General features: G+C 52.3%; 1 protein-coding gene. It reads left to right on the top strand.

Annotation, left to right across the window (positions count from 1 at the left end):
- The first annotated feature begins 72 nt into the window (after positions 1 to 72).
- Positions 73 to 495 carry a transposase gene (locus HMPREF2743_RS02220; protein WP_070743793.1) on the top strand — a complete coding sequence of 141 codons (423 nt, stop codon included), beginning with the start codon at positions 73 to 75 and terminating at the stop codon, positions 493 to 495.
- Positions 496 to 1,062: the final 567 nt, after the last annotated feature.

Genomic DNA, 1,062 nt, shown 5'->3' with positions numbered 1-1,062 from the left:
CCCTTATTGCCAATGGAGTTGTGAACATCCCAGTAGTCCCCGGTGATTGCCGGGGGAGAAAGGAAAGTGTTCATGGCTATCTCCATCCCGCCAGAGGATATGGTTCCGCAAGGTCGGTATACCGCAGAGCAAAAGGAGAAGGTGGTCCTTGAGTACTACTCGGTTAAACATGGGCAGCGCCGGAAGTACTTGGACTCCATCGGTGTCAGTTATAGCTCGTTTAAGCGTTGGCGGAAGCAGTTCGCCGGCGGGGATCTAGCCACAGGGCTTACGCCAAGGCACAATATCCCTGTGTGCCCAGAAAATATCAATGAGTACAAGCGCCTCCGCAAAAGCAATGAGGCCTTAAGCGATGAAATAGCCAGGCTCAAACAGCAGTTAGCGGAAAAGGACGAAATCATTGCTCGTAAGGCCGAGCAGACTGAAGCTCACTGTCGGGCAGTTGATGCCATGGGAAAAGCTATCGCCATCATGCAGAAGTATTCCGAGGATTAACGCGTGGTGGCCGTACTTTAACTGCTGAGCAACGTGCTGATTATGTTGAGTTTCTTAAAAGCGAAGAACTCATCGTCGAAGGCTTGGTTGAGGCGGGCTACTCTTTAACCCGCGCGTTGAAGATTATTGGTCTTGGTCGAACGACCTGGTATTACCGGCACAATCCTCGACCATGCAAGGCACCTAGTGAGTCTTTGCCTCATCCTCGCAAGCTAGATGAAAGTGATTACACACGCATTGCTGAGCTGCTTGTTCGCGGGCGGGCGCAAGGCTTGTCAGTTGCCAGAATCTTTTTTGATCATCTTGATGGTCCCGATCCGCTTTTAGCGTCGATTCGGACGTTCTACCGGATTAACGCTCAACTGTTTCCAGCATTAGAACGGCGCAGGCGGCCAGCTACACCAGCGCGAGGGGTTCCTATTGTCACCGCAGATAGGCCCGGGCAAGTACTGTGCTGGGACATCACGTGGCTGCCAGGATCTTTTGTCACTAAAGGCTTTCATCTTTACACGGTGTTGGATTTGTACTCGCGCAAGGTCGTGGGATGGACTGTCCAACACCGACAGG

This window comes from Corynebacterium sp. HMSC036D02, from assembly GCF_001836165.1.
Taxonomy (GTDB): domain Bacteria; phylum Actinomycetota; class Actinomycetes; order Mycobacteriales; family Mycobacteriaceae; genus Corynebacterium.
The sequence above is the reverse complement of the archived record's forward strand: the minus strand, read 5'-3'. Positions and strand labels throughout refer to the sequence as shown.